Origin of the sequence: Segetibacter sp., from assembly GCF_025963695.1 — a bacterium.
In the GTDB taxonomy this organism is placed as follows: Bacteria; Bacteroidota; Bacteroidia; order Chitinophagales; family Chitinophagaceae; genus Segetibacter.
Window position 1 is genome coordinate 93,508 of record NZ_JAOQAH010000084.1, and the last position, 24,553, is coordinate 118,060.

17 protein-coding genes are annotated in these 24,553 nt (G+C 40.0%); 10 read left to right on the plus strand and 7 right to left on the minus strand.

Features of this window, described 5'->3' with window-relative positions; translation table 11 throughout:
• Positions 1 to 429: 429 nt before the first annotated feature.
• From JWR87_RS14430 to queA, 4 genes are all read right to left on the minus strand, one after another.
• The gene (locus tag JWR87_RS14430) at positions 430 to 2,316 is read right to left on the minus strand and encodes an ice-binding family protein (protein WP_297821302.1); all 1,887 of its coding nucleotides are present in this window, start codon (positions 2,314 to 2,316) and stop codon (positions 430 to 432) included.
• 209 nt (positions 2,317 to 2,525) lie between these two features.
• Complete coding sequence (locus tag JWR87_RS14435; protein WP_297821303.1) at positions 2,526 to 2,684, minus strand: hypothetical protein; 159 nt, start codon at positions 2,682 to 2,684, stop codon at positions 2,526 to 2,528.
• Positions 2,685 to 2,916: 232 nt separating this feature from the next.
• Positions 2,917 to 3,609 (minus strand): methyltransferase domain-containing protein, encoded by a 693-nt coding sequence (locus JWR87_RS14440; protein ID WP_297821304.1) that lies wholly within the window; start codon positions 3,607 to 3,609, stop codon positions 2,917 to 2,919.
• Between the two features lie 153 nt (positions 3,610 to 3,762).
• Positions 3,763 to 4,812, minus strand: coding sequence for a tRNA preQ1(34) S-adenosylmethionine ribosyltransferase-isomerase QueA (gene queA, locus JWR87_RS14445; RefSeq protein WP_297821305.1), 1,050 nt, complete (start codon positions 4,810 to 4,812; stop codon positions 3,763 to 3,765).
• A gap of 285 nt (positions 4,813 to 5,097) precedes the next feature.
• Here queA and JWR87_RS14450 point away from each other — a divergent pair, with 285 nt between their 5' ends.
• On the plus strand, positions 5,098 to 8,799 hold the full coding sequence (locus JWR87_RS14450; RefSeq protein WP_297821307.1) for a TraB/GumN family protein: 3,702 nt from the start codon (positions 5,098 to 5,100) through the stop codon (positions 8,797 to 8,799).
• Between the two features lie 170 nt (positions 8,800 to 8,969).
• Here JWR87_RS14450 and JWR87_RS14455 read toward each other — a convergent pair whose 3' ends face one another.
• Together JWR87_RS14455 and JWR87_RS14460 are read right to left on the minus strand one after the other, a co-directional pair.
• Positions 8,970 to 10,694 carry an ABC transporter ATP-binding protein gene (locus JWR87_RS14455; protein ID WP_297821309.1) on the minus strand — a complete coding sequence of 575 codons (1,725 nt, stop codon included), beginning with the start codon at positions 10,692 to 10,694 and terminating at the stop codon, positions 8,970 to 8,972.
• A gap of 177 nt (positions 10,695 to 10,871) precedes the next feature.
• Entirely contained in the window at positions 10,872 to 11,642 is a 771-nt protein-coding gene (locus JWR87_RS14460) for an AMP nucleosidase (protein ID WP_297821311.1), read from the minus strand.
• 83 nt (positions 11,643 to 11,725) lie between these two features.
• Here JWR87_RS14460 and JWR87_RS14465 point away from each other — a divergent pair, with 83 nt between their 5' ends.
• The 8 genes from JWR87_RS14465 (at position 11,726) to JWR87_RS14500 (ending at position 22,066) form a co-directional block, all read left to right on the plus strand.
• The gene (locus JWR87_RS14465) at positions 11,726 to 12,157 is read left to right on the plus strand and encodes a type I restriction enzyme HsdR N-terminal domain-containing protein (RefSeq protein ID WP_297821313.1); all 432 of its coding nucleotides are present in this window, start codon (positions 11,726 to 11,728) and stop codon (positions 12,155 to 12,157) included.
• A gap of 11 nt (positions 12,158 to 12,168) precedes the next feature.
• Positions 12,169 to 14,463, plus strand: coding sequence for a DUF2339 domain-containing protein (locus JWR87_RS14470; RefSeq protein ID WP_297821315.1), 2,295 nt, complete (start codon positions 12,169 to 12,171; stop codon positions 14,461 to 14,463).
• 449 nt (positions 14,464 to 14,912) lie between these two features.
• Positions 14,913 to 16,094: a type IX secretion system outer membrane channel protein PorV gene (gene porV / locus JWR87_RS14475; protein WP_297821317.1), complete on the plus strand. Its 1,182-nt coding sequence runs from the start codon at positions 14,913 to 14,915 to the stop codon at positions 16,092 to 16,094.
• A 229-nt stretch (positions 16,095 to 16,323) separates the two neighbouring features.
• Complete coding sequence (gene ispF, locus JWR87_RS14480; RefSeq protein WP_297821319.1) at positions 16,324 to 16,806, plus strand: 2-C-methyl-D-erythritol 2,4-cyclodiphosphate synthase; 483 nt, start codon at positions 16,324 to 16,326, stop codon at positions 16,804 to 16,806.
• Positions 16,807 to 16,864: 58 nt separating this feature from the next.
• Complete coding sequence (gene dut / locus JWR87_RS14485; RefSeq protein ID WP_297821320.1) at positions 16,865 to 17,308, plus strand: dUTP diphosphatase; 444 nt, start codon at positions 16,865 to 16,867, stop codon at positions 17,306 to 17,308.
• A 9-nt stretch (positions 17,309 to 17,317) separates the two neighbouring features.
• On the plus strand, positions 17,318 to 18,157 hold the full coding sequence (locus JWR87_RS14490) for a DUF4292 domain-containing protein (RefSeq protein WP_297821322.1): 840 nt from the start codon (positions 17,318 to 17,320) through the stop codon (positions 18,155 to 18,157).
• 46 nt (positions 18,158 to 18,203) lie between these two features.
• Positions 18,204 to 19,604, plus strand: a complete 1,401-nt coding sequence (locus JWR87_RS14495) for a peptidoglycan DD-metalloendopeptidase family protein (RefSeq protein ID WP_297821324.1) — start codon at positions 18,204 to 18,206, stop codon at positions 19,602 to 19,604.
• A gap of 98 nt (positions 19,605 to 19,702) precedes the next feature.
• Positions 19,703 to 22,066, plus strand: coding sequence for a DPP IV N-terminal domain-containing protein (locus tag JWR87_RS14500; RefSeq protein ID WP_297821326.1), 2,364 nt, complete (start codon positions 19,703 to 19,705; stop codon positions 22,064 to 22,066).
• Positions 22,067 to 22,212: 146 nt separating this feature from the next.
• On the opposite strand, the gene JWR87_RS14505 is transcribed toward JWR87_RS14500, so the two are convergent.
• On the minus strand, positions 22,213 to 23,250 hold the full coding sequence (locus JWR87_RS14505; RefSeq protein ID WP_297821332.1) for a GntR family transcriptional regulator: 1,038 nt from the start codon (positions 23,248 to 23,250) through the stop codon (positions 22,213 to 22,215).
• Between the two features lie 294 nt (positions 23,251 to 23,544).
• On the opposite strand from JWR87_RS14505, the gene rhaT reads away from it, so the two are divergent.
• A partial coding sequence (rhaT, locus tag JWR87_RS14510; protein WP_297821328.1) for an L-rhamnose/proton symporter RhaT occupies positions 23,545 to 24,553 on the plus strand: 1,009 nt, incomplete at its 3' end.

Sequence of the window (24,553 nt, forward strand, 5' to 3'; positions counted from 1 at the left end):
TACGGCTTTAAATTTATTAGCCCCTTGTACTTTTTAATGCTCGCCGGTTGGTTGCTTCCATCTTACTTCCGCCTGAAAAAAGCGCCTATTCCGCATTACAAGTACTTTAATACTTGTACCAATACTTACTGTCGTGCTCTATTAACCCGTCTCCATTACCGTTTTGCGGAGAAAGTGCCTTATAATAGGACAGGACAAGAGCAATCCTTTTAGGTAAAGAAAGAATGCACTGTTTGTGCAAATGTGGCCACATTGTTTTGGGTAAGGGGTGTTGTAACATAACAGTGGAGACATTTTCTATAAATGTACCTGGTAAATTAAGCAATAAAAAAGGGATGCTTTTGACAGCATCCCTTTTTATTGTTTTTTAGCTTCTTACGTTCAGTTGAATTTTTGCTTCACCTGCTTTTTGCCTTAGTAAATCTTGTATTAAAAAACCATTACTTTTCCGGCGTACATTTTTACTCCATTATTTAATATCTGAAGTAAGTATGTGCCCGTTTGCGCAGGCTTCTCTATTTTATAAAGACTTACTTCTTTAGTCAGTACTATTTTTTGAGAAGAAACTTTTCTACCTTCTATGCTATAAAGTTCGAGAGAGCCCTTACCTGCTGTTGAAGCTGCAGTTTGAACATAAATGTAGCCCGCCTGAACATTAATAACAGGTTTTTGACTTTTATTCATATTTCGCTTTACCTGGATAGTAGCAGAGTAGCTTTTTCGTCCATCGTTATCGGTTTGTGAAATACGATAGTAATTAAGTATAAAAGGGTGTAGGTCGGTGAAGGAATAATTGGCTTGTGTCTTTCCGGTTTCCGCATCAATGGTAGCCAATGTTTCAAACTGTTTACCATCCCTGCTTTTTTCAATTTTGAAGAAGCCATTATTTACTTCATTTGTGATTCCCCACTCAAGCAAAACATTTTCCTGTACATTATTACCGCGGAAGTGCATCCAGGTAAGAGGCATCAGGGTGCCACAGGTACCAGCCGGAACGGTGACCGTAACTGCAGCGGTGCTTAAAGCGCCATTGGTGGTAAGTGCTCTTCCGTCTATGATAACCCCGGTTTTTAAATCAATAGCTGCATTGTTGGCGATGAACGTTCCTTTCATTTCTGAATTGTCGCTTATACTAATTGCTCCGTCTACTTTCCAGAACACATTTTTTGCCTGGGTGCCATTTGTTAGTATAACCTTCGCATTTGTACTTGTGCCTAAAGCTCCTGTTATCTTAATAACGAATACTGCGTCGGGGTTACCTTGTCCATTCAAGTAAAGTGTGTCTGTAAAAGATGTTGCAGATTTCATGACATAGGTATGTGGCGTAAGAACCAGGTTATGTCCAAATTGTGCGGGATATAATAATTCAATATCATCAGTTAAGGTATTGAGATATGAATAGACATTTAGTAAATCTGCTGCACAGGCCGATGTAGACCCATCAGGAATAGGATGTATTTGACCCTTAACCAATAATGGATCAAAACCCGTTGTTAAGCCAACGTTCGATCCAATATCTCCTGTTGCATGCGACACACCAGCGTTTGCTACCGAACCATTACCTGAAAAAATTGCGTAACAGGCGGTAGTAGCAAGGTTTGGTGCTGCCGGCCCTTTAAGTAGGGCGCTGCCGCAACCAACGGGGGTATAAGCCATCGTACCGGTAATGTTAACTGCACCGGTAGTAGAAAGTGCTCTTCCTTCAAGAGTATCACGTGTGCTCATGTTGATTGCTGCATTATTTACAATCAAGTTTCCTTTGAATGAAGTGCCTGCGGCCATGCCTACCATGCCTTCTACTTTCCAATATACATTGCAAGCCATTGCTCCATTTATCAATTTTACTTTTGATTCTGCCTGTGTTGAAAAGGCAGCACCGATTTTGAAGATAAACACTGCATTAGAATTTCCCCGCGCATCCAGAATAAGATTTCCGGCCAGCGTAGTCAACCCGTTAATAGCATAAACCCCGGCAATAAGCGTATCGCCATTACCTAGCAAAGGCGCATGGCTGAATGTGTGGGGAGTGCCGTTAATTTCGTTATAAGCGAACAATAAATCTTGTGCGGCCTGTGAGGTGGCGCCATTATTATTGTGCATCACCCCATTTACATTACCAAAACCAGTTGTGGAGCCGCTGTTGCTACCTACATTGCCGGTAAGGTGAGAAATTCCTGTATTGCCTACTGCGCCCACTGTAGTAAACAATACAAAATTAGCTGCGGTGCCTAAATTGGGTCCCTGGGCAAAATTTATAGTTGGAATAGATAATAAAGTAGCCGCGGCTACTGCAAAGTGTAGAAATTTAATTTTCATTAACATTGGATGAAGCGTGAATACATTTTCACACAACAAAGAACGTTTTACTTGACGTTATAATTGTTACACCTTAACTGTATTAGGTTGTAACATTCACACATTTACAGTTTGATGATACCTTTTTTTCAATTATTGGTGCTGCTGTGCTGTTATGTCTTCAAATACACTTTTTAATTCTAATGGGTTCTTGATTTTTGGTACCAGCTCTAGTAATCCGGTTCATCATTGTTGCGTCGCATTCCGTTTATCGGCAGCAATTCTATGAGGCCCTCATGCTTTGCTGCGTTTCGTTGCAGGTGTGTCACACCATCAAGACTACCATGAGGGGCCATTTTCCTGATACAGATGTAAATGTTGCGCAGCAATATTTAGCGGGTAGAAGTTTGAAGACTGTTTTGTTTTTAACGTCACCGTTTGGCACGTCTGGTGCTTCAATACAGGTTTCATTCTGCACCAACCGTTCCTATAGAACCTCAACACAACAACCTTTTTCTTTGCACTGCCTGGCAGATGTGCCGGGGTCATTGAAGGAAGTAGGTATCCTCACGGTAGCAGTCACGGTGAGGCACGTCCGGGGTGAAAGGATCTTTCGGTTGATTATGCCTTTAAAACCAACTTTGCCAGGTATTGATCAAATTCATCCTGAAAAATTATCTCTGTTTTCCATCCCTCTTCTTCGGCGGTCTTTGTCAACATCTTTTGGTCGATGTACAGCCAGGTAAACCATTCCGTTTTTTGTTTTTTGTATTCGTAACGATACCTGATCTCTCCATAGTAGTGGTCCATCTCGGGTATATCGTGATCATACAAATAGGCCACATCTGACGAATCGAAAATTAACTGACCCAACGGATCAATGAGTTTTTTAGCATGTTGTAGAAAAGACTTTAATCCGGCAATATTTCCTGTTAACCCGATGCCGTTCATCAGCAGCAATAAGGTATCAAACCGTTCTCCATCAAATGAAAAAATGTCTGTACAATTAATTTTTTTAACTCCGCGTAACCTCAATACCTCTGCGGCTTTTTCTGATATTTCAAGTGCGGTTACGTCAAAGCCTTTATCTTGTAATTCCAGGGCATGACTACCTGCACCTGCACCTATGTCTAAAATTTTACCGGTGCAATTTTGTAGGGCTATTAGTTCAAGGTCAGGCATGTCTGCCACATTACGGAAATAAGTAGCGATAGGCATTTCTTCCTTTTTCCCATATTTGTTATGGATCCAAAGCTTGTTGTAAGGTTGCCTGGTATAGAAGTCTGATATAGCTTTTCCCAAAACATCCATCATAATTGAGATTTGTTTTCCGCCCACACACCAACACTAATGTACAAGTGTGCGACGCAAGAATTTCTAATAGTTATTCAAATGCGGGCTACATAAAAAATATTATAATTAAAAGGAGCTCCATTACATGAAGCTCCTTAAAAATTTATTTATTATTTATAATACCAGCATTGCGTCGCCATAACTAAAGAAGCGGTATTTGTCTTTAATTGCCTTTTTGTATGCTTCCATTGCAAGCTCATAACCAGCAAATGCGCACGTCATGATAAGAAGGCTTGACTTAGGTAAATTGAAATTGGTGACAAGGCAGTCGGCGACATTAAAATCGTGTGGGGGGTGTATAAAAGTACTTGTCCACCCTTCGCTTGGTTTCAGCAGTTTCTTCGCAGTAAAGCTTGTCTCCATGGCGCGCATTGTGGTGGTGCCTATAGAACAAATACGGTGGTTGGTTTCTTTGGCTTTGTTTACAATTTTACATGCAGCTTCATCTACATTGTAATATTCGGCATCCATTTTATGCTTGCTTAAATCTTCAACTTCTATGGGGCGAAAAGTGCCGAGGCCGGTATGCAAAGTGACCTCTGCAAAACGTATCCCTTTAATTTCGCAACGCTTGATTAGTTCTCTGCTAAAATGCAAGCCGGCCGTTGGAGCAGCCACCGCGCCCTCATGCTTGGCGTAAACTGTCTGGTATCTTTCGCGGTCTTCTTCGTCTGGTTTACGCTTAATGTATTTTGGTAAGGGGGTTTCTCCCAATGCCTCTAATTGTACTTTAAAGTCTTCTTCTGCTCCTTCCCATTGAAACTTAATTGTACGGCCGCGGCTGGTGGTATTGTCAATTACTTCAGCTATCAGCTCGTCGGAGTCTCCAAAATATAGCTTATTTCCAACGCGAATTTTCCTTGCCGGTTCCACTATCACATCCCATAAGCGGTTTGTTTTACTTAATTCCCGCAGCAGGAACACTTCAATTTTTGCCCCCGTTTTTTCCTTGCGGCCATACATACGGGCAGGAAAGACTTTTGTATTGTTTACAACAAATACGTCTTTGTCGTCAAAATATTCAAGTATGTCGCGAAAGTATTTGTCTTCAATCTGGCCTGTCTTTCGATGGACGACCATCATACGGCTGTCTTCTCTTTTTTTTGCAGGTTGTTGGGCAATAAGATTTAGAGGGAGGTCAAATACAAACTGAGATAATTTCATTTGCTATTGATTCATTGTTTTCATAGTTCGTACAGTGGCCCTGTTGGAGGCAAGGGCGTTGGAACAGCATGATTTGAAAGTTGGCTAAGGTAAGATAAAAGCTTTTTATTATTTAAATTTTACTTTCGCGTAAACCTTTTGCGGCTGGTGTAAATTCTTTAAAAGTCTGCGTTTTAACCATTTATAAAACGAATAATTTTCCTGCGAATAATTTTCTATTTCTGGTACTTGTTAAATATATTTTCGGTATTTATTTGATAACTTACAGGTTCTATTAAGACTTTGATGAGACGATTTTTACTTTCCCCTTTTTTATTATTCCTGCTTTTTTTTTCTGCCTCTACCGCACAAAAACGAACAACCATTAAAAAATATCCAAGCCTGTTTTGGGAAATAACAGGAAACGGTTTGAAAAAGCCTTCATACTTGTTCGGAACAATGCATGTTAGCAGTAAGATGGTTTTTCACTTAAGTGATTCCTTTTATTATGCGATGCGCAACACAGACGCCGTGGCGCTTGAGCTTAACCCCGAAATATGGCAGGATGAAATGTTCCGCTTTCAAAAAGCACAGATGAGTCTTGCTCATTTTTCGCTGGGAAAGATGAACGATTACTTAAAGCAAAGTTCGTTTAGGTTAGACAAGTATGAAGATGATATAAAACGGGCGTTGATTGAAGAGCCTACTGTTGTAAATAATCTCTTGTACCGGTCTTACCAGCCTTCGGCAGACTTCGAAGAAAATACGTACCTCGATTTGTACATATACCAAACCGGCCGAAAGTTGGGTAAGCAGGCTGCGGGCGTAGAAAACTACCTCGAGTCGGAGCGCTTAATGATGGAGGCATACCAGGATATGGCGCGTGATAAAAATAAGAGACGTTTTGACAATGATGGCGAATCGATGTTTGATATACAAAAGAAGATTCAACAGGCCTATAGAAATGGCGACCTCGACTTGATGGATTCGCTTCAAAGTATGACCAGCGGTTCAACAGCTTTTTCTGAAAAGTTTTTGTACGTGCGCAACCACATACAGGCCAATTCAATTGATACAATTCTAAAAAAGAGAAGCCTTTTTGTAGGTGTTGGCGCCGCTCATTTACCAGGTCCGCGCGGTGTGATAGAATTGTTGCGCAAAAAAGGATACAAACTACGGCCAATCTTTATGCAGGATAGAGATGCCTCGCAAAAAGATGAGATAGATAAGTTGAAAGTGCCGGTAACCTTTAGGACACAGACAACCCAGGATGGAAAAATTGAACTGCAATTGCCGGGAAAATTGTATAAAAGGGAAGAAGTAAGGGGAAATGAAAGTTGGCAATATGCTGATATGAATAACGGCTCTTATTACATGCTTACAAGGGTTCGAACTCATGCTGCAATGCTAGGGCATAGCGAAAAGGTGGTACTCGGCAAGGTGGACAGCATGCTGTATGAAAATATTCCTGGCCGCATTATAAAGAAGACTGCAATAAATAAGAACGGTTACCAGGGGTTTGATATTACCAACCGTACGCGACGCGGCGACATACAACGTTACCAATTATTAGTAACACCGTTTGAAGTGCTCGTTTTTAAAGTGAGTGGAAGTGACAATTATGTGGAAGGCAAGGAAGCCGATATGTTTTTCAACTCAATTAAAATAATGCCCTTGCCTGGTAACAAATGGGCTGCATTTGAACCAACGCAAGGAGGTTTTACAGTTGATTTTCCTAAAACAGCAAATGAAGCCTATAATAGAAACTCGGGAGATGGAACCGGCAGGTGGGAGTACGAGTCGATCGATAACAACAATGGCAATGCTTATATGCTTTGGAAGAAAAGCCTGCATAATTTCAATTTTATTGAAGAAGACACTTTCGATCTTGCTTTGGTAGCCGAAAGTTTTAAAAGCTCAGGAATAATAGACAAACAAATATTCAGGAAAGCCGGCACGCAAAAAGGTGTTCGATTTCTTGAAAGTAAATTTTCTTTAAAAGATGGATCTTATATTACTTGCAAGGCTTTCATAAAAGGTCCGCATTATTATTTGTTGGCGGTTAAATGCAAGGATAGAAAGAATGATTTTGAGGAGTTTTTTAATTCATTCCGGTTCACCAGTTTCAAATACTCCAAACCCGAACGTTATATCGACTCTACTTTAAAGCTCGAAGTTGTTACTCCCGTTAAACCTAATGTTGATAATGTTTTAAGATCGTGGATGGAAAAAGCAGGAAGTGAGGCGATGCCAGCATCGGAGAATTCCTATTCCGGTTGGCCGAAAAATAAAACGGGAGTATTTAAGAGTGACTCAACGGGTGAAAGTATTTTAGTGACTGTTCAAAATTTTCCTAAATACTATCATAGTCGCGATTCCTCCAAGTTCTGGCGTGAAAAACTGGATGAGAAAGAAACTGGAAAAGACATGGTTTTCAGAAGGAAAGAATTTTTTAAAGTGAACGACTCCGCGTGCGGATACTATGTTGTTTTAACGGATACAAATTCGTCCCGCTGCATAAAATCTACTTATTATTTGAAAGGAAATAATTTATATAAATTCTCCACTTTATCTGACACTACAACCCACGAGAGTGAATTTTTAAAATCCTTTTTTGCCACTGCAAAGCCTCTCGATAAAAAAACAGGTACTTCTGTTTTCAACACTAAGCTAGACGTGTTCTTTGCTGATTACTCAAGCAAAGACTCTGCTATTACCAAATACGCCAACGAGGCAATTTCCAGTATTTACTTTGGCAAAGATGGCGTTGAAAGAATAATGTCTGCCATCAATAAATTAAAGTTTGGTGATAAAGAATATTTTGAAACCAAAGCGAAGTTTATAACAGAACTGGGTTATATCAACGATACTTCAGTAAACAAAAAGGTTATAACCTATTTGAAAGAACTCTATGATAAAAGTTCAGATACCAGTTATTTTCAGAACCCCGTCTTAACTGCCTTAGCCCGACTACAGACCCGTGAATCTTATAACTTACTTAAAAAGTTATTGGTACAAGATCCCCCGGTTTTTGATGACAGTTACGAGTACGCACGCATTTTTTCCCGTTTTTCAGATACCCTATTATTAGCCCAGACCCTTTTTCCGGATATACTGCAATTGGCAGCACTGGAAGATTACAGGCCACTAATAAACCGGCTTTTAAAAGCAATGGTTGACAGCGGTTATATAAAAGGAAATGACTACGAAGATTATTTTAGCAAGTTGTATTTCGATGCAAAAATTGAGTTGAAAAAGCAGCAAAATAAAGATGAAAAGTTATTGGATATTGACAACGATGATTTAGAGGTTGAGGATGATGAAGAGGAGTACAAAGCTATTTATGCAAGGAACCGCGCTAAATCAACTGCTTCTTCGCTTGAAGATTATGCCGTTTTACTTATGCCGTTTTACGATAAAGTTCCATCTGTGGCCAAATACTTCGAGAAGCTGTTGCAATCTAAAGATGTCAATGTTCAGTTAATAGCAGCGAGGTTAATGACGGAGAAAAATAAAAAAATACCCGACACGCTTTTTGCTTCCCTTGCCAGGCAGGATAAGTACAGGGCAAAGTTGTATTCGATGCTGAAAAAGATAAACAGAACAGACCTTTTTCCGCAGAAATATAAAAATCAGGAAATTATTGCAAGAGCATTACTACTCCGCGATAAAAATTACAAGGAGTTTGCAGCAATAAAGATGGTCGAAAAAAAAGTACTACAGTCAAAAGGCATACATGGCCACCTGTACCTGTTTAAATATAAAATAAAACCCGACGATGATTGGAAGATCGGTATTAGCGGACTGCAACCATTAAACCTAAAAGAGGTTAGTACGACAGGGAATTTAGTGAAGCTGACAGAGAAAAAGCTAAAACCCTATGAGAATGAATCAGCGCAGTTTGACGAGCAGGTAAAAAGAATTCTTTTTGCACAACATAAAAGCGGACGAAGATTTTTTGAACGTTCTAATTCGTGGAGTTTAGGATACCACAATTCAGAAGAGTAGTTGATGTTTTTAACCGTACCCTACTGTTTATAGTGTTTATGGAAATTTCTTTGGTTGAGATACCGGCCTTTGTTTTCTATAGCATCATTGTTGCGTCGCAAGCACTTCATCTGCCCCTCTTTTAGCATCACAAAGCCTCATATAATCACTACTTATTTACTAAAGCGAGGTTATTGAACTTCTCCTACAATGCCTTTGGGTATACTTGCTATCAAGTTTTGGGTATAAGTTGATTTGGGATGTAGATATACGTCTTCAGCATTACCTGTCTCTACAATCTTGCCTTTGTTCATTACCATTATTCTGTCACTGATATACCTGACTACAGACAAGTCGTGTGATATAAATATGGAAGTAAATTTAAATTCCTTCTTCAAGTCGTTTAATAAGTTCAGAACCTGTGCCTGTACACTTACATCTAGTGCAGATACACTTTCATCACAAATCACAAATGCAGGATGAAGGGCCAGGGCCCGTGCTATAACTATTCGTTGCCGCTGTCCGCCGCTAAATTCGTGAGGGTAACGGTTATAATGTTCTGGTTTTAGATGTACTTTTTCAAGTAATTCCATCACTTTTTCTTGCTTCCCGCGGTTATTGAGGGCAAGCCGATGTACCTGTATCGGTTCACCAATTGCTTCTCCAATTGTCATTCTCGGGTTCAACGATGAGTAGGGATCCTGGAAAATAATCTGCATGTCTTTTCGCATACTCCTCAATAGATCCTGCGGTGCTTTTGCTAAGTCTTGCCCTTTAAAAAAGATGCTTCCTTCTGTAGGTTTTATCAATTGCAGTATACTTCGCCCTAGAGTGCTTTTTCCACAACCAGACTCACCTACAAGCCCCACCGTTTCTCCCTCAAATAAATCGAAGCTTACGTCATCAACTGCTTTAATAAATTCGGTTGGCTTTCCAAATAACTTCGACTTCGCCGGAAACCAAACTTTTACATTTTGTACTGATAGTAACGGATGGTCGCGGTTTATAATTTCGGATCTCCGCACTTGTTCTCGTATTTCCAGCTTGTCATGTACGTCCTTAAGTTTTCCATCTATAAAGTCACTAACTACAGGTAGTCGTTCACCTTTTGCGTGTAGGGCAGGGCGACAAGCAAGTAAGGCTTTGGTATATGCATGTGTTGGATTTTTATATAATTCTGCAGCCGGTCCTTCTTCAACAATGCTGCCTTTGTACATCACAATTACCTTATCAGCTACTTCCGCAACAACACCTAAGTCGTGAGAGATAAAAATTACTCCGATGTTTTTTTGCTGCTGAAGATTTTTAATCAACTGAAGTATTGTTTTCTGCACTGTTACATCAAGGGCTGTGGTAGGTTCATCGCAAATAAGCAGTGATGGATTACAGCTCATTGCCATTGCAATCATAACCCGTTGCTTCTGTCCGCCACTCAACTGGTAAGGATAGCGGCTATAAAGGAGGGAAGGATTAGGCAGTTGTACGCTTTCAAATAATTCTATCGTTCTTTTCTTTGCCTCTTCGGCTGGTATCTGCTGGTGCAGCAAAATTGCTTCCATTACCTGGTGACCACAGGTATGCACAGGATTTAAGGAAGTCATTGGCTCCTGGAAGATCATCGCAATCTCATTTCCCCTTATCTTCCTGATGGTTTCATTAGAAGCTTTCAGCAAATTTATTTTTCGGCCTTCTTTGTCAGTAAACCAAATCTCGCCTTTCGGAAAGACTGCGGGTGGCGAGGGAAGCAGTTGAAGTATTGATAATGATGTAACTGATTTTCCCGACCCCGACTCTCCAACGATGGCTACAATTTCACCTCTTTGCACATCAACAGAAACATCCTTTACGGCAGTGGTTATTATTCCGTCCGAGGTAAAGTCAATTTGAAGATTTTGTATGGAGAGAAGTTCAATCATTGCTTATTATAAAATGAAGGAAGGTGTTGATTATTTTAGAAATGTGGGAAGGCTTCTGTTACTCGTTAAAGAGTAGAATATTAGATCTACAAGTACAAGTGAGTGACACAACAATGTCGAATATAGTTTTTGGGCTGGTCCCCCAAAATTTATATAAACAACGTTTAGGGCCGGCCACTAAAACCTCAGATGCCTCACCGTTAACCCGCCGTTTTGCAGTTGCTTTAGAGACGAGATACCGATATTCAGGTGTTTGTCTACAAAATTTTGCGTAACAGCCTCATCGCTTTTCTCGGTCTTTACACCCTCGGGAACCATAGGTTGGTCGCTAACGAGTAGCAATGCGCCGGTAGGAATTTTATTAAAGAACCCAACTGTAAAAATGGTGGCTGTCTCCATATCAATTGCATAAGCCCTGATGCGTAAAAGATATTCTTTAAATTCTGTATCGTGTTCCCAAACACGCCGGTTCATAGTATAAACAGTGCCGGTCCAATAGTCAACTTCGTACTCACGAATGGTGGTAGAGATAGCTTTCTGCAGTGCAAATGCCGGCAGCGCGGGAACCTCGGGCGGAAAGTAATCGTCTGAAGTACCCTCACCCCTGATTGCTGCTATCGGCAAAATTAAATCCCCGATTTTGTTTCGTTTTTTCAGGCCACCGCACTTGCCCAGAAATAAAACAGCCTCAGGTTCAATGGCAGAAAGAAGGTCCATCACAGTTGCGGCTCCCGGACTTCCCATGCCAAAATTTATAATGGTGATGCCGTTGGCAGTTGCACATTGCATCGGCCTGTCGTGACCTACTACCTCCACATCGTGTAAAAACGCAAACATTTTTACATAGTTCGAGAAATTAGTGAGCAAAATATATTTCCCAAAATTTGCGAGTTTTTCGCCTGTGTACCGCGGTAACCAGTTTTCTACAATGTCTTTTTTAGTCTTCATAATTATTTCTTTTCAGATTTCAATCTTTATCCATGCTAAGGCCAAAGAACCGATTCTGTAAATTTAGCAAATACTTTTGTTCAATGATTACTATAAACTATCCAACCCCTACTTTCAAGATAAAAGATGAACAGGGGAAGGAGGCCATCTTCGACGAATGTCGGAAGCTTTGGGTTTTGTTAACGCCGGAAGAATGGGTTCGTCAGAATTTTTTGCAGTATTTGATGCAGGTTAAAAAATATCCGTGCTCATTAATTGCAGTCGAACGGGAGATAACACTTGGTGACACAAAAAAACGTTTTGACATTGTTGTTTTTAAAAACGCTGCTCCATGGATGATAGTCGAATGCAAGGAAATGAACGTGGAGTTGAGCGAGGCGGTTATAAAGCAAATTCTGAATTATAACATCGCGTTGCAGGTTGAATATCTTGTAATCACGAATGGGAAATCAACTTTTGGATTGTATATTCAACAAGGGAAATTTGAATGGCTTGATGAGCTACCGGATTTTTAAAATCGAAACTAATGACTGAGCTGGAAAGGCAATTAGACGAGCTGACAAACCAATTGCAGGAACTGAGGAGCCGGCAAATGCAGATGAATACGGAAATGGTTTCGGCCGAAAAAAAATTGCAGGGGTTAAGGGCAGCGTTATTTGAAACTACAGAAAGTCGAGAGCCGGGTGAAACTGTTTTTACACCTCCGGTTTTTGAGCCAGAGCCGCAGACACCGTACATACTTCAGGTTACGCACGAAATTGAGGAAAAGAAAAAACTGCCGCAGAAGAAGTCATACCATGTGAACCACGAAATGGAGGATTTTATAGGGACCAACGTTATTAGTAAAGTCGGTATCCTGGTAACTATCATAGGTGTTTTTATTGGCGCAAAGTACGCGATCGATAATGAGCTGATTAGCCCGTTAATGCGAATAATGGCAGGGTATCTTTCTGCAGGAGTATTGATTTTTATTGCTTTTCGATTAAAGAAGAAATATGAATATTTCAGTTCGGTCTTAATTGGAGGTGGACTCGCCGTTACCTATTTTATTACATACATAGCCTATAGCTTTTACGCATTGTTTCCGGTAGCTGCGGCCTTTGCGTTAATGGTAATAACAACTGCTGTTGCTGTTGCCATTGCCTTATGGTACAATCAAAGGGTTATAGCATTTCTGGGCCAGGTAGCCGCCTATGCCATCCCGTTTTTGTTGAGCAATGGGGATGGTAATGTTTTTATTTTATTGGCCTATATCTCTGTTATTAATTTCGGCCTTTTACTATTGTCATTCCGGAAAGATTGGAAGTTGATATACCATCTCGCTTTTTTTTTAACGGCGCTTGTTTACCTGTTTTCAATAGTAGTAGACGATAAAGCCGATGCAAGCTTTGCTGCCGGAATGGCTTTCTTAGCCATTAACTTTTTTACTTTTTATGTTGCCTTTCTTTCCTACAAAATTTTTAAAAAGGAATTGTACCAGGTACGCGAGATCGGCGTATTGCTGTTAAACGCGTTGCTTTTTTTCTTTATTGGTGCATTTCTAATACAGCAGGAATTTAAAAATGTTCACGGTCTTACGTGGTTCACTATTGCTAATGCAGTAATACATTTGGCGGTAGGTTATTTTATTTACCGGCTGCGTTTAGTAGATGAAAGTGTTTTTCAATTTATTTTAGGTCTCGGTCTTTTATTTATTACAGTCGCTATTCCAATAGAGTTGGATGGAAATTGGGTCACTATTCTATGGACAATTGAAGCCACTGCTTTACTTTTTGTTGCAACAAACACCCATCGTGGTTTGTACTTAGAAATTGCGCTGCCTGTAGTTATTATTTCAGTAATAAGTCTGTTGCAGGACTGGTCTCAAAATTATCCTTTCATTCAAACCTCTGTTGTAAACAGTGCCACATATAACAAAACTCCTTTTGTAAATGTCAACTTCTCGCTTTCACTCTTTGTTTGCGCCTGTTTCGGTTTTATGAGTTTTAGAATTATTAGATTTAAACCTGATGCAAGTGCTTTTACTGGTAAGTTTTTTTCAGAAGCTTTACCGCTTGCTTTTTTGGCTATTCTATATTTTACCTTTTACAACGAAGTTCATTTTGCGTGGGATAAAGCAATAACCCCTAACGACAAAGCTTCTTTGCATTATCAGTCTCTTACACTTATCATGTTCTCATGCATATATCTTTCTTGCTGGTTTTTTGTTAATAGCAGAAAGGTAAAAAGAGAAAACTTTCATCACCTGTTATTAGTGTTAGCATTGTTTCCCGGCGTAGCCTTTCTTTTAGGCGGGCTCGGTAATATTGGTGAGCTTAGAACGATTTATATCGCAAATGGTGAGAGCGCTTCAAAAACACTTCTTATTATCCGGTATCTCTCTTTTGCCTGTGTTGCGGGGCTGTGGCTAAGTGCAAAAGATGCTTTAAAAGTGTTCAAACCTTCAAACAATTTAGAGAGAGGCTTTTCCACTGTGTTTAATGTAATGCTACTTGCTATTATTTCAAACGAATTCATTCATTGGATGGACCTGGCAGGCTACCAGAACCAATACAAGCTGGGCCTCAGCCTTATTTGTGGAGGCTATGCCCTGGCATTACTTTTCATCGGTATGAAAAAAAATAAAAAACACCTGCGCATCTCTGCCATCATTTTGTTTGCCGCAACGCTGTTAAAATTATTTTTTTACGACCTGGCTTCTTTATCCACCATCTCAAAAACAATTGTATTGGTGCTTTTAGGAATACTACTTTTGCTGGCTTCTTTTCTTTATAATAAATACAAAGATTTGATGTTTACAAACAAGGAAAGCGGGCAATAAATTTTTTAAAAAATAAGTTTTTTTTTAAATGTCTTTTTTGGGCATAGGCAATATAACATGCAGCGCCATCGTTGTGTCACTCGCTTGTACTTATTTATTTTTACTCGTCTTTGTTTCATGTTTGCTCATTAACAACCGTTGAAACGAGCTGCCAGAGACGGATTAAAATTTATTTGAAGCAGCGGTATCGGGATATATGGGGTCTTTACCACACTATTGTTCGATTTCTGATTGAAACTTGGTTCTCCGTCAAGCTTAATTGGTGGTCGTTTTTGGGTTTAGATGTTTAAATAACGAATTAAGAGAAGTATGTAATAGAAGGTTACTCAAGATTTTTATTTTAAAGATGCGATGATGTGTTTTGCGGCATTGGCATAACAAGCACATTTATTTCAACGTTTAGAATATTCTTCTATTTTTACAATTAATAATTTAAACATTCTGTGGGGATGAAACCAAAAACGCTTAGAATTTCTGTCGTTCTATTACTTGCTCTTTCCTTAGCTACCAAAGCAAAGTCTCAAACTGACAATACAATTAATGTAGTTACTTCAGCCGTACCTTTTTTACGCATTTCTCCTGACGCACGTGCAGGTGGTATGGGCGATGTAGGTATCGCAACTACGCCCGATGCTAATTCTGCCTTCTGGAACCTTGCAAAAACACCTTTTGCCGCAAGCCGTACAAGTGTATCTACCACCTATACTCCCTGGTTAAAAGACCTTGGCTTAAATGATGTGTATTTGGCATCTCTTGCGGGTTATCATAAGATAGATGACGAGAATGCTATATCAGCATCTATCCGTTATTTCAGCCTTGGCAATATCCAGTTTACTGACTTTGCCGGAAACGATTTGCAGTCATTTCGTCCGCGAGAGTTCTCCGTCGATTTTGGTTATAGCAGAAAACTTAGTGAAAAATTAGGGGTAGGCGTGGCCTTGCGTTATATCAACAGCAACCTGGCAGGCGGGCAGGCGGTAAATGGAGTTTCTTATAAAACAGGTAATGCTGTTGCCGCAGACTTTTCACTGTTTCATAATGGGTTAAACACCGCTGGACAAGGACTAAACTGGGGAGTTACTTTAAGTAACCTCGGTTCTAAAATTTCGTATACCAGTGATGCACAACAAAAAGATTATATACCTGCAAACCTCGGCGTCGGTGCCGCTTACACCTGGGTACTTGATGAAACGAGCAGGTTTACAGCAGGTCTTGATATTAATAAATTAATGGTTCCTACACCGCCACAGGCATCTAATAATCCTGACAGCTCATTACAGATCTACAGAAATAAAGCGGTGCTATCAAGTTGGTTCAGCAGCTTTGGTGATGCAGGTGGTTTTAGCAACGAATTGAAAGAATACCAGATCTCAGTGGGTGGTGAATATACCTACAATGACCAGTTTTCTTTGCGCGCAGGTTATTTCTACGAGGACAAACTAAAAGGAAATCGTAAATATTTTACCCTTGGGGCAGGTCTTAAATACAATGTTTTTGGTTTAAATTTCTCTTATCTCGTACCGTCTGGTAACGGTGTTAATCGTAACCCATTGTCGAACACCTTACGTTTTAGTCTTGTATTTGATCTTGATAACAATACTAACGGAAGCGCAACTACGACGCCTCAATAACTGATGAAATAAAATTCGCAACCATAAAAGCGAGGGTACATTACCTTCGCTTTTTTTGTTTGTGCAAATTGTAAAGGCTTTTTAAAAAAGACCGGGAAAGAAAAAAAAGTACAAGAGTGCGACGCAACCGAAGCTTAATAGCAGGCGATAGCTAAGGGCTAAAAAAGTCCCCTTGGTTAAGGGTTTTGGCAAAAAAACGATATTGGGTGAATTTTAAAAAATTGGAGACATGTTTAGAATAGGATCAGGAATAGATTTTCATCAATTAGTTGAGGGCAGAGAATTTTGGCTTGGTGGTGTTTTAATTCCTCACACAAAAGGCGCACTAGGCCATAGCGATGCAGATGTTTTGTTACATGCCATCTGCGATGCCTTGTTGGGCGCGTTATGCCTCGGTGATATTGGTGTACATTTTCCCGATACGTCTTCTGAATTCAAAAATATTGATAGTAAGATTTTATTGAAACGTACCTATGACCTTATATTGATAGAAGGATATCGACTGGTAAACGTTGATACTACCCTTACGCTGGAGGCTCCCAAAATAAAACCTTATGTTGGCGACATGCAGAAAGTAATAGCCGAAATATTACAGGTTACAGAAAAAGATGTTTCTATTAAAGCCACAACGACTGAAAAAATGGGGTTTGTTGGCAGAGAAGAAGGGGTGGTTGCTTATGCCACAGCCTTGCTTCGTAAGGCTGATTTTTAACATTCTGCTGTATAACTTACAAATCATCTCTTAATCTCAGTAATTACATTTGCCTCAAGTGCATAAAGTTTCAATTAACATAATCAACAGGTCTGCCAACCCACTACCATCTTACGCAACAGAAGGGTCTTCGGGGATGGATTTAAGAGCCAATATTGAAGAAGAAATAGTTTTAAACCCTTTGGAACGGACATTGGTGCCGACAGGTTTATTTATTGAATTGCCGTTAGGCTACGAAGCGCAGGTGCGCCCAAGAAGTGGCCTTGCTATAAAGCAAGGGATTACTTGTCTCAACAGTCCTGGTACCGTTGACGCTGATTATAGGGGAGAATTGAAAGTGGTATTAATCAATCTTTCAAATGAGCCTCAAACTATTTGCAACGGTGACCGCATCGCTCAGATGGTTATTCAGAAAGTTGAGATTGCCCGGTTGACAGAGGTAGATGAAATAAGCTCAACAGTAAGGGGTGAGGGAGGCTTTGGACATACAGGTAAACAGTAAAACAGCAAAATGAGACTTGTACCAATTTTTCTTTTTCTATCAATAATAATGTGTGCGTGTGGAACTGCACGAAAAGTTCAAAATATTGAACAACCTGCTGTAAAGGTTGATACAACTGTAGCTGTTGAAGCAGAAACAAAACCAGCGCATAAGCCGGTAATTAAACCGGAGGCTGTAGCAACCACAAAAGATGTTTTTGAAAAGGTTTTAAAAAACAATATCGACTTCTCCACTTTTAGCGCAAAAGCAAGCGCCGAATTTCAACAGGGTAAAGAGGGCGGCAATGCAACCGCTTTTATCCGCATAAAGAAAGATTCGACTATTTGGCTTTCGTTGCGGTTTACGCTCGGTATAGAAGGCGCGCGAATCTTAATAACGAGAGATAGCATTAAGATGATGAATTTTCAGAAGAAGAATATTGCTTACAGAAGCATTAACTACCTGGAGGAAATTAGCGGAATTCCTTTAGACTTTGTTACGCTTCAAGATCTTATTGTTGGCAACCCCATTTTTATTGATAGCAATATTGTATCTAACAAAGTAAATGCAAACAACGAACTAGAAATATTAATGAATGGGAGAATTTTTAAGCACTTACTTTCTCTTGACAGTAGTGACTTAAAAATACTTCATAGTAAGCTAGATGATAATGTGGCCAATAGAAACCGATCTTGTGATATAACCTATAGTGACTATAAAAACGATACAGGCGGTTGGTTTTCTACTGTAAGAAAAATATCGGTTGCAGCACAATCAAAGCTAGAGATCAATCTTGATTTCAAACAATATTCATTTAATCAATCTTTGACTTTTCCATTTAATATTCCTAGAAACTATAAAAGGATATAATTGTAGGTTTTTTATATTGTTAAACCTGGAATAAAAAAAATTAGGCATGATCAAAAAAGTAATTTTCCTGTTTCTTTTCTCTTTATTTTCTGTACTGTCGTTTGCTCAACAAACCAAGGAAGAATTGCAGCGAAAACAGCAGGACTTATTGAAAGAGATCAGGGATTTAAATGCGAGTTTAAAAAATATCAGGAATAACAAAAACCGGTCTTTAGCTAATTATAATCTTGTAAAAAGAAAAATTGCAGCCCGTGAAGAACTGATACAAAATATTAATAAAGATCTGCGGATACTGGATAATAACATTTATAAAAATACACTTGAGATAAGCCGCCTTAGAAAAGAGCTGGATACGCTAAAAAGGGAGTATGCAAGAAGCCTTCTTTTTGCATATAAAAACAGGAGTAATTACGATTACCTCAATTTTATTTTCTCTGCATCAACTTTTAATGATGCTATTAAGAGAATCACTTATTTAAAAAGTTACCGTCAATACAGGGAGCAGCAGGTTGCCAACATCGAGAAAACCCAGGACTTAATTAGTGATAAGATAGCTACTTTAAATTCTACAAAAAATGAAAAGAGCATGGCTCTGCAGGTTCAAAACAACCAGTTGAAAGATTTGGAAGTTGATAAGAAAGAGCAGAACGAGGAAGTTAACAAGCTGAAGACAAAGGAGAATGAATTTGCCAAAGAGATCAGGAAAAGAGAAAATGACAGGAGGCAAATGCAGGCTGCTATAAGTGCAATTATCAAACGTGAACTTGCTGAAGCAAGAAAGAAGGCTGAGGCGCTTGCAAAACAAAAGCGAGCTGCCGAAGATGAGCGGAGAAAAAGAGTGGCAGAACAGCAAAGACAGGAGCGGTTGGCCAGACAGCAGGCAGCGGCTAACAATGGTAGTAATACTGCTGGTACAAAAGCTCCAGCTGCTCAATCCGAGGCTGCCGATGACCCCTCGGTTGGAGTGGTTACCACTAAGCCAAAGACTAACCGTGTATATAGTGATCTTGAAACTACTGACGAGGGAAGAGCATTGTCAATAAATTTTGAAGGGCGCCGCGGAAGTTTACCATGGCCGGTAGACGCAGGTGTGCCCACGATACATTTTGGATCTTATACCATTCCCGGAACGCAATTGAGAGGTAAGAGCGACGGTTTAACGATTGCAGTTCCGTTAGGTGCTTCAGTAAAAGCTGTTGCTGATGGGGAGGTTTCTTCTGTTTTCGACCTGGGTGGCGAACAGGTGGTTACTGTTAGACATGGTAAATACTTTACTTCTTATAGCCATTTATCTTCTGTGAATGTAAACAAGGACCAGGAAATAAAGTCCGGAACTGTTATAGGGCGTGCTGCATCTAACGATGAGGGTGAAGGTGAGGTGGTGTTTATGGTAACCAATGAACATAGTGTTTTCCTAAACCCCGAACAATGGCTGAGAAGAAAATAAATTGGTGAGCTTACCCAAGTTCAAACCAGCATTATTTCAACTTGTCTCATTTTAAAAGTTATATCAAACTTCTTTATCCGTTCAGGTAATAATACTTTATGCTTACATTTTTTCGACCAGGTTTCTTAGTGCTGGTTTTGTTTTTATTTTCTGACATCACCAGCTCAGCTCAACCATCGACCACAAAAGTCTTAACCGCCGCAGACTATCAGCGCGCAGAAAAAATGATGGCTTACAATACAAGCCCTCTGGTTGATCACAACAACGTACGACCAAACTGGCTGCCAGGTGAACGATTTTGGTATAGGGTGTTAACCGCACAAGGAAGTGAATTTGTGATCGTCGATCCTGCTCGCGGTACCCGAAGTGCTGCTTTTGATCACCAGAAACTTGCCGCTGCACTTTCTGCTGCTTCCGGAGAAAAGTTTGAAGCCTGGCGCCTTCCGTTTTCAACCATTAACTATTTACCCGGCGGAAAGTCGATCACCTTTTCAGCAGCCAGGAAAAATTGGACATATAATCCTGAAACTAATACTGTTGCCGTAAATAGTGCTCCGGTTGAAGCCGCCACCACCCGCTCAGGAAGATCTAGCGCAATGTCGTTGTCACCAGACGGAAAACGGGCAGCTTTTATCCGAAACTATAATTTATGGGTACGCGACATGGAGACAAGCAAAGAAACCCAGCTGACTACAGATGGGATAAAAAACTTTGGGTATGCTACAGATAATGCAGGATGGAAAAGGAGTGAGAGCCCGATTGTTGCCTGGTCGCCGGACTCGAAAAAGATTGCGACTTATCAACAGGATGAAAGAAATGTAAGTGATATGTATTTGGTGACTACGAATGTAGGCAAGCCAAAACTGGAAGCATGGAAGTACCCGCTTCCGGGGGATAAGGACGTTGCCACCATTCATAGAGTAATTATTGAAATTGACAATCCTAAAGTAATTCGTCTTAAGCTACCACCTGACCCTCACCGTGGTACACTTTGCGATGACATCTCGTGTGCGGGAAATGAATTTGGTGATGTAGAATGGAATAGCGATGCTACCCGTTTGGCTTTCGTCTCTACTTCGCGCGATCACAAGGAAGAAAAGCTTTTTATAGCAGATGCGGCAACAGGTAATCTTCGGGAAGTTTTCCAGGAAAGGGTAGCAACTCAATTTGAATCCGGACAAGGCAGCAGTAACTGGCGATTTCTTGCTGCTTCAAACGAAATTATTTGGTATTCGGAGCGTGATAATTGGGGACACCTTTACTTGTATGATGCGGCAACGGGCAAACTAAAAAACCAGGTTACAAAAGGCGATTGGACGATAACCAGGTTGCTTAAAGTGGATGAAAAAAATAGAACACTTTACTTTTTAGCAGGTGGAAGAGAACAGGGGCGAAACCCATATTTTAGTCATTTATACAAAGTGAAGTTCGATGGCAAAGGGCTTACGTTACTGACGCCAGAGGATGGAAACCACCAGGTTACTTTATCCCCTTCCGGTCGCTATTTCGTCGACAACTATTCGAAGCAGGATGTACCTCCGGTAATCGTGTTACGAAATACTGATGGTAAACTGGTATCGCACCTTGAGAAAGCAGATATTTCCCGATTAACAGCAACAGGCTGGAAGCCGCCAACTCCAATTGTTGTAAAGGCGAAAGATGGGCAGACAGATTTATACGGGCTAATGTTTACGCCGTCAAACCTTGACCCCAATAAAAAATATCCTATTATTAATTATATCTATCCGGGACCGCAAGGAGGAAGTATCCGTAGTTGGTCTTTTGAAGTGGCCAACGGAGATAACCAGGCACTTGCAGAATTGGGTTTTGTGGTGGTAGCTATTGAAGGTAGTTGTAATCCCTTGCGTTCAAAAAGTTTCCATGACGTGTGCTATGGAAATATGGCAGAGAATACGTTGCCCGATCAAATTACCGGCATGAAACAATTGGCTGCAAAATATCCTTACATAGATCTTGATAAAGTTGGTATATGGGGTCACTCTGGTGGTGGTTACGCAACCGCCGCAGCAATGTTCCGCTTTCCTGAGTTCTTTAAAGTGGGTATCTCCGAGTCGGGTAACCATGAAAATCGCAACTACGAAGATGACTGGGGTGAAAGATATATCGGCTTGCTTACTACCGGTCCTGATGGAAAATCAAATTACGAAGCACAGGCAAATCAGAACTACGCAAAAAACCTGAAAGGTAAATTGATGCTTGCACACGGTATGATGGATGACAACGTTCCTCCATACAATACCTTGCTGGTAGTGGAAGCGTTAAACAAGGCAAACAAAGATTATGACTTAGTAATTTTTCCTAACAGCCGTCATGGTTATGGAGAGTATTCATATTACATGACCCGTCGTCGCTGGGATTATTTTGTAAAGAATTTGTTGGGCGCTACTCCGCCCCAGGAATATGAGTTAAAGCCTAAACAAGATACGCGTAGTGCGATGTAATAATGGAAGGCTGAATATGGGATACTAAAGTAAAAGTGAGTGACACAACGATATTGAGATAAGTTCGAATGTCGGTTCACAAAAAACTATTACTATAAAAGTGAAGCTGAAGAATATAGAAACTCTTTGTAACCGGAATCCTCCTTTTACAAAGAGTTTCTTAGGGTAAGCCTGAAGCTTGTTTCTATATGTTCAACTGAATTGTTTAAAATAAGTTCAGCAGCTTTTTGACCCATCATCTGGAAGTCGCTTGATATAGTGGTGATGCCGTTAAGTATGATCTTTTTTAAAGCAGTTTCGTTATAAGAGATAAGGCCAACATCTTCGCCGATTTTAAAATTGTAGCTTAAAATCCGTTCTATTATAGTCACCAGATCATCCTCCATCAGGTTAATGTACACTTCTCCTTTTTTGATGGTTTCGCTTTCTATCTTATGCACCACCTTACAGTTAAATGCGTATTCCTGGCAGAACTTTTTAAAACCCGTTAAGATCTCAATTGGATGATAGGTATATTCAGGAAAAGTTATTTTTATTGTGTCGTATTTCGAAAGTTGGGGGAGGGCTTCCTCTAAAGCATTATAGATGTCTTTTTCGAAATTTTCATAAACCGCGCCATAAGTACCCTTTACTTCGGGTATCATCTTATCCAACAGGATCAACTTGTCTTTTGGTATCGTATTAATGACTTCATAAGCGTGCTCAGCCTCTTCCATGAAGTGAGGAATGATGACATAGTAATTATAATCTTGTCGGCAATTTTGAATAAGCTTTTTAAAAAGCGAAAAGCTGTTGTTGTAAATATAGAAATCAATGGCGGCAGCATTGCCAAGGGTACTTACAAAAGAATCGTACAAAATTTTTTTGTGCATGCTGAGCTTATTAAACAACAAAAAGATCTTAATCTTTCTTTCAACATCAGCAGTTTTAATAAAATATCCTTTACCCGGAACAGATCCGATAATGCCAAGCTTCTTCAAATATTTATAGCCCTTCTCAACCGTGTCACGCGAAATTTCAAAAGCTGAACTTAATTCATTGATCGATGGAAGCACATCATCAATTTGCAGTTTCCTGTTGTCGATTGCATTTATGATTGCATTTGCCAGCTGCTGGTATTTTGGTGTCGCTGAAAAATCATCGAAGTGAATGAGTTTATTAAATGGAAAGCTCTTGGGCTGCATACTATTCAAACGTACAGATTTCAACTGCTACTACAAACAAAATTTTTGTATTAGCCAGGCGTAGGCATACAGTTGTAAGGATAGAACGAAGCCCGGCGGCTTGAGCGTTTGACCTGGGGTTAGTCATTTCCTCATCAACAAACGCGAGGAGTTTAAAACAGGAACAAAGCGGAGCAGCTCAGTTATCCTAACAAATTTTATTTATTTTGAATAGGCATGATAGTACATGATGGATGCAATCATTCATAATTCTATTTTTATTGCCAGCTCAATTGCCATACGAAACTCTTTTACATGCAAGTTATTCTCGGTGTTATTTTTCATTTTATTGGTGGTTTTGCTTCAGGAAGCTTTTACATACCGTATAAAAAAGTGAAAGGATGGCACTGGGAGAGTTACTGGATTATCGGCGGTCTCTTTTCATGGTTGATTGTTCCTCCTCTTGCGGCATGGCTAACGATTCCCGGTTTTACCGAAATCATTAGTAATTCAAGCAGTTCTATTCTTGGAGCTACTTATTTTTTTGGCTTGCTTTGGGGTATAGGCGGGCTTACTTATGGGCTCGGTGTTCGTTATCTTGGTGTGGCTTTAGGTAGCTCTATTATCCTCGGACTTTGTTCGGTTTTTGGTGCACTCGTTCCCTCTTTTTATTATAATTTTTTTCCTAAGGCCGGTAAAGATTCCTTTACCGATATGATCAATAGTACGTGGGGGCGAATAGTATTGCTCGGGGTGTTGGTATGCATTCTTGGTATTGCTATTTGCGGTAAGGCAGGTGTAATGAAAGAAAAAGATTTGTCAGCCGGAAGAACTGAAGAAGAAAATAAAGAATACAAATTCGGATTGGGCCTTTTCGTGTCTATTGTGTCTGGCGTCTTAAGCGCCTGTTTTGCGTTCGGTATCGATGCAGGCAAGGACATGGCTAACAAAGCAAACGATTTATGGAAGGCTGTTCATCCTGCGCAGGGCGAGTTCCTTTTTCAAAACAATGTCACATACGTAGTTATTCTTTGGGGTGGCTTGACAACCAATTTTATTTGGTGTATGATCTTAAATGCGCGAAATAAATCTTTCGGCGATTATACAAATGAGAAAACGCCTTTACTAAGAAATTATGCTTTTGCTGCATTAGCCGGTTTAACCTGGTTTCTCCAGTTTTTCTTTTACGGCATGGGCGAGAGTAAATTAGGTAATGGTGCGAGTTCATGGATTCTTCACATGGCCTTCATCATATTGGTCGCAAACTTTTGGGGCATTGCTGTAAAAGAATGGAAAGGTGTTGCGAAAAAAACATTCAGGACAG